Source organism: Mesorhizobium sp. M7A.F.Ca.ET.027.03.2.1 (assembly GCF_003999175.1).
Taxonomy (GTDB): domain Bacteria; phylum Pseudomonadota; class Alphaproteobacteria; order Rhizobiales; family Rhizobiaceae; genus Mesorhizobium.
The window spans coordinates 1-5,588 of record NZ_RZOM01000337.1; the positions used below are offsets into that span (position 1 = coordinate 1).

Here is a 5,588-nt window from a genome sequence, read left to right on the forward strand (position 1 = left end):
GCCGACACCGATAGGATCAGCACGGCACGAATCGGTGACATTTTACCTTTCATTGGTGGACTCCGTCGGAGAAAGGGGGGCTGGGACGGCGCTGTCGAGCTCGCGTGACCAGTCAATGGCATTGATGAAGACGCCGAGCGGATTCTTGCGCAGCTGATCCGTATTGCTTGGCGAGCGGATCACGATCGTGAGGATCGCAGTCCAGCGCATCGTGCTGGCAAGGCTTCCGCGCTCAAACACCTGCTCGGTCCATTTGACCTGGAATGAACTTTCGGAGGCTCTGACCACGCTGGTGACCTGTACCGAAACACTGCGCGTTCCGATCTGACCGAAGGGGTCGTTCGCCTTGGCGTATTCGTTGAGGAAGAGCGCTGCGCGATCGCTAGCAAAGTCGTACGCTGCCAACCAGTTCTGCCGAACCAAAACCGGATCGGTGGAAACGGAACGGACATTCTGGATGAAGCGGCCGAGATGCCAGGCGATCTGAGCATCCGAGGGCTCATAATTCCGGACCGCCGGCGCGACGGCGCGCGTCTCGCCGAAGCCATCGACCTCGACGACATAAGGCACGACACGGCTTTGCATCGACTGCCATACGAGTCCGCCGGAAAGCCCGGTCGCCAAGGCCAGGCAGCCAAGGGCCATGATCCGCCAGTTCCTGGCCTGCAGTCGAGATGAGCCGATGCGCTCGTCCCACAGTTGGGCGGCTTTTTGATACGGCGTGACCGGTTCGGGTGTTTTGCCGTAACGGTGCACGGGTCGCTTGAAGAGCATCTAGTCATCCTTGTCGTTGAGAGAGGGGTTGGCGCTGCCTCCCGGCCGGTCTCCGTCTCGGACAGCTTGCATGGCAGCGTGGCGATTTGCCCGGGCGGTCTGTTCAGAACGTAGGCGCCTTGCCCACGTCGGCGCCGAAACAGTGGCCGAACCGGCAGAGCGTTCGGTCATTGACGCTGTCGGCGCGCCGCCGGTCGCGGTCCACGCGGCATCGCGCCCGGCATCGGCGTTGCGCCCAACACTTGCAGTGGCGGATCGCGCTATGCGTATAGCGGCGCCGCCAGCTGCACTGGTTACACCATGCATTCCAGCAGCCACACCGGAGAGGCCAGCGTCGGGCGAGGTTGCGCGCCCGATCTGCCATGACGTGGAAGCAGCCGATCCCATTGTTGTGCCGGCTCGGATGGCGGCGAGACCGCCGCTGGTTGCCATACGCGCGCCAGCAAATGCTGTGCCTCCAGCAACGAGTGATACACCCGCTGCCGCCGCGGTCGTGCCGAGGGCGGCGCCCGCCCCAAGCTGCGGTGCGCCTGAGACAAGACCCGACGCGATCCCCGGCCCAAAAATGCCAAGGCCAAGCAGTGCCAGTGCGCCCAGTACCTGGGACATGGCACCGGCAAGATCCGGCTCCTTGCCTTGCAATGCGGAAGCGAACTCCCCGAAGAGCGTGGAGCCGATACCGACAATGACGGCGAGCACCATCACCTTGATGCCTGACGAGATAACATGGCCGAGCACGCGTTCGGCCAGGAACGCTGAACGGTTCCAAAGTGCGAATGGAACCAAAACAAAACCTGCCAGCGTGGTGAGCTTGAACTCTAGGATGGTGATGAAAAGCTGGATGGAAAGGATGAAGAAGGCGATGATAACCAGGAACCAGGCCATCAGCAGCACGAAGATGGTCAGTGCGTTGCCGAAGATTTCCGGGAAGCCCAGGAGCTGACTGGCTTGGTCAAGCATTGGCCAAGCACCTTCGAAACCGGTCGCGGCAATGCGGCCCGGGCGCAAGAGATTGTCTGCCGACAGATTGCCGGCCGACGCCTTAATCCCGAGACCGGCAAAAGAACGATAAACGATATCGGCGAGGTTCTTGAAATTGTTCAGAATGAAGGCGAAGACGCCAACATAGAGCACCTTGCGGACAAGCCGGCCGAGAACGCTGGTTTCGTCGCCGAGCGCCCACGCCAGGCCGGCAAGTGTGATGTCAATGCCGATCAGAATGGTAGTGAGGAAGGCGAGGTCGCCCGATAGCAGACCGAACCCGCTGTCGATGTAGCGGATGAAGGTCTCCATGAAGCGATCGATGACGCCAAGGTCGTTCATGCCGCTGCCTTTCTCGTCGTGATGAACTCGTGATTAATTGCCGGGATAAGCCGAGCCGGTACCCAAGAACCGCTTCGTCATCTCGCGGGCGGCTTCGTCTGACTGGGCCTTGCGGGCGGCATCCTCGGCCTCAGCTCGAAACTGCGTTGCGAGCAGCGTCTGGATCTGCATCTGCTGTTTTGTCGAAAGCGCCATCAGCTGGTTGGTGGCCTGGCTTGCCTGAAGCGCACCGGCCGCCCCTTGGCTGCGGTTGACGAGATCGGCGAGCAGATCGCCGTCGGCGCGGACGTTCTCGACGATTTGCGACTGGACACCCATGGTCTGGCGGAACGCCTGCATGGCGGTTTGCCAACGCTCCCGCGCAGCACTCGCCACATCGCTGACTTTGATCGTGGCGTCGTAGCTTTCCGGATATTGGCTGCGCCACTGGTCTTGAAGCTTGCCCAGATCAAAGCTGAGGCCACTCGCCTGGTCCATCAAGCCGTCGATGCGATGGAGCGAACCGGTGAGTTGGCCAACGGAAGAGAAATCCAGACGCTGAAGATTGCGCGCCATGTTCTGCAGCATGGTCGCCTGATTCTGCAGCGACTGGATTTGGTTGTTGATCTGCTCCAATGCGCGCGCGGCCGTCAGCACGTTCTGCGCATAATTGGACGGATCGAACACGATAAGGGCGTACGCGGGCTGCACATAGTCGGCCATAGGCTTGGCGATCAGGGAAACGGTGATCAGGCCGGAGAGAAGGCGTCGCCGCATCATGAGAATTGCTCCTTGTCTGGTTGAGGGAATTGCTTGAGAAGTTCGCCGGCCCAATCGAGGCCGCGCGCGATCAGGAACTGCGAGGCAAAGCTGCCTTGCCCGTCTTCGGACATGATCCTGTCGATCAGAGTCTGCGTGGCCGGATCGGAAGCACCGCAAAGCGCAAGAGCGATGGGGCCAAGCTCGAGCTCGAACAGACGGTTGCCGCGGCGCGATTGCAGATAATACTGACGCTTCGGCGTGGCGCGGGCGATCAATTCGATCTGCCGCTCGCTTAAACCGAAGCGCTCGTAGGCTGTGCGCGCCTGGGGTTCCACGGCACGATCATTGGGAAGGAAAATGCGCTGCGGGCAGCTTTCGATGATTGCCGGCGCTATGCCAGAGCCCGCGATATCAGCCAGCGACTGCGTAGCGAAGACAACCGACACGTTCTTCTTTCGCAGCACCTTCAGCCATTCGCGGATGCGGGCGGCGAACAGCGGATTGTCGAGATAGACCCACGCCTCGTCGAGCATGATCAGCGTGGGCCGTCCGTCGAACCGTTCCTCAAGTCGCTGGAACAGATAGGTAAGCACCGGCAGCAAAGCGCCTTGGCTGTGCATTAACTCCTCGGTCTCGAAACACTGCACATCCGACAAGGCCAGCCCATCATGATCGGCATCGAGCAGGCGGCCGAAGGGACCGTCGAGCGTGTAGGGCATCAATGCGGTCTTCAGCGCATTGGATTGAAGCAGGACCGAAAGACCGGTCAGTGTGCGTTCCTGCGCCGGCGCGGTGGCAAGGCTGGCCAGCGCTGACCAAATAGCCTCCTTCACCTCCGGCGTGACGGTGACGTTCTCGTGGGCAACAAGGCTGGCGATCCATTCGGCCGCCCAGCTTCGGCTAGCCTGGTCGTTGATGCTGCGCAGTGGCTGAAAGGCAAGGGAACCGTCCGCTCCTAGCGCGTGGTGTTCTCCACCCATGGCAAGTGTTGCAGCACGGGCCGAATTGCCTTTGTCGAAGACATAAACCTGGGCGCCGGCATAGCGCCTGAACTGCAGAGCAATCAGAGCAAGCAGAACCGACTTGCCGGCGCCGGTCGGACCAACAACCAGCATGTGGCCGACATCTTCGACGTGGGTGGAAAGCCGAAACGGTGTCGACCCACTGGTCTCGGCAACGAAAAGCGGTGGCGCTTCGGTTTGGGTGACTTTCGCGAGATGCTCGTTTGTCGCAGGACCGGCCCAAACCGACGACAGCGGCATGAGATGGGCAAGGTTCAATGTATGAACGAGCGGTTGGCGAACGTTAGCGTAGACATGGCCAGGCAATGAGCCGAGCCAAGCCTCGACCGCATTGACGCCTTCTCGGATCGTGGTGAAGCCGAGCCCATTGATGATGCGCTCGACCGCGCGAAGCTTCTCTGCAGCGGCTTGGCGATCCTCGCCCCACACCGTCACGGTGGTGGTGAGATAGCCGAAACTCACATGATCACCGCCCAATGCCTGAAGGGCTTCGTCGGCATCGAGCGCCTTGTTGTCGGCATCGTTATCGACAAGCGGGACCGGCTCGTTGGTAATGACCTCGCGTAGGATTGCCACGATCGATTTGCGCTTGGCAAACCACTGCCGGCGCAATCGCGTCAGCGTCTTCGTGGCTTCCGTTTTCTCGAGCGGAATGAAGCGCGTCATCCAGCGATAGGCGAAATCCTGATGATTGAGGGTATCGAGGATTCCGGGCCGGGTGAGGTTCGGAAAGCCGAGGATGGTCAGTGTGCGAAGATGCTGCTCACCCAGCATCGGCTCCAGGCCACCGGTAAGCGGCGCATCGACCAGGATTGCATCCAGATATATCGGCGTTTCCGGGGCCATGATAGGATGGCGACGAGGCGAAATCGTGCCGTGGAGGTAGGTCAACGTCTGAGCATCATCGAGGACGCGTACTTCGGACATGAAACCCGAGAAGAGATCGAGCACGCGGTTGGTCTCGTCACGGAACCTCGCCAGATCCTGGCGCCAGTCTCTTTCTCCTCGGGAATAATGAGAGTCGACGAGCGCGCTTTCTGCGCGCGCCTGGGCGTCCGGCGGTGGCATAAACACCAAGGTCAGATGATAGCGGCTCTCGTAGTGCGCTACCTTCCCCTCGAAAGCAGCGCGGCGTTCTTCGTCGACCAGCCACGACGCGGCGTCAGGAAAATGCGAGTTCGGATAGCCCAGCGCTTCTGTGCGCTCGGCCTCAAAGAACAATGCCCAGCCAGAGCCAAGGCGTCTGAGAGCATTGTTCGCCCGGGCGCAAATGCCGACGAGTTCAGCCTCCGTCGCACTTTCGAGATCCGGGCCGCGGAACCGCAACGTCCGCTGAAAGCTGCCGTCCTTGTTGAGCACGATGCCGGGCGCCACCAAGGCAGCCCAGGGTAGATGGTCGGCAAGCCGGTCGGCTTTGCTTCGATATTCCGAAAGGTTCAGCATGCAAGCCACCCCTTCAGACGTAGGTGGCGCACAAGCACGCTGGCGAAGTCCGGATCGCGTCTTGCGGCAAACACCGCTAACGAGTGGCCTGCGATCCAAAGCACCAGACCAGCAATCCATTGCTGCAAGCCGAAGCCAATGGCCGCGGCCACTGTACCGTTGAGGATCGCCACCGCGCGCGGAGCCCCGCCGAGCAGGATCGGCTCGGTCAGCGCCCGGTGGACCGGTACTGCGAAGCCCTCGATATGCTGCTCCCCGGCGGCCATCAGACGAGCGCCCCACCAC

Annotated in this window: 5 protein-coding genes; all 5 read right to left on the reverse strand. The window is 61.2% G+C overall.

Translation table 11 applies throughout. The features are described from left to right. Positions 1 to 42: 42 nt before the first annotated feature. From trbF to EN750_RS16350, 5 genes are read right to left on the reverse strand one after another with little or no spacing between them, the layout of a single operon-like run. Positions 43 to 774, reverse strand: a complete 732-nt coding sequence (trbF, locus tag EN750_RS16330) for a conjugal transfer protein TrbF (protein ID WP_126063930.1) — start codon at positions 772 to 774, stop codon at positions 43 to 45. Beyond that, the gene (gene trbL, locus EN750_RS16335; RefSeq protein ID WP_126057783.1) at positions 775 to 2,097 is read right to left on the reverse strand and encodes a P-type conjugative transfer protein TrbL; all 1,323 of its coding nucleotides are present in this window, start codon (positions 2,095 to 2,097) and stop codon (positions 775 to 777) included. Positions 2,098 to 2,130: 33 nt separating this feature from the next. Then, positions 2,131 to 2,856, reverse strand: coding sequence for a P-type conjugative transfer protein TrbJ (trbJ, locus tag EN750_RS16340; protein WP_024502854.1), 726 nt, complete (start codon positions 2,854 to 2,856; stop codon positions 2,131 to 2,133). Next, the gene (gene trbE, locus EN750_RS16345) at positions 2,853 to 5,303 is read right to left on the reverse strand and encodes a conjugal transfer protein TrbE (RefSeq protein ID WP_126057782.1); all 2,451 of its coding nucleotides are present in this window, start codon (positions 5,301 to 5,303) and stop codon (positions 2,853 to 2,855) included. The genes trbJ and trbE overlap by 4 nt, the downstream gene beginning before the upstream one ends. Beyond that, a complete protein-coding gene (locus EN750_RS16350; RefSeq protein WP_024502852.1) occupies positions 5,297 to 5,569 on the reverse strand; it encodes a VirB3 family type IV secretion system protein in 273 nt (90 codons plus the stop codon). The genes trbE and EN750_RS16350 overlap by 7 nt, the downstream gene beginning before the upstream one ends. Positions 5,570 to 5,588: the final 19 nt, after the last annotated feature.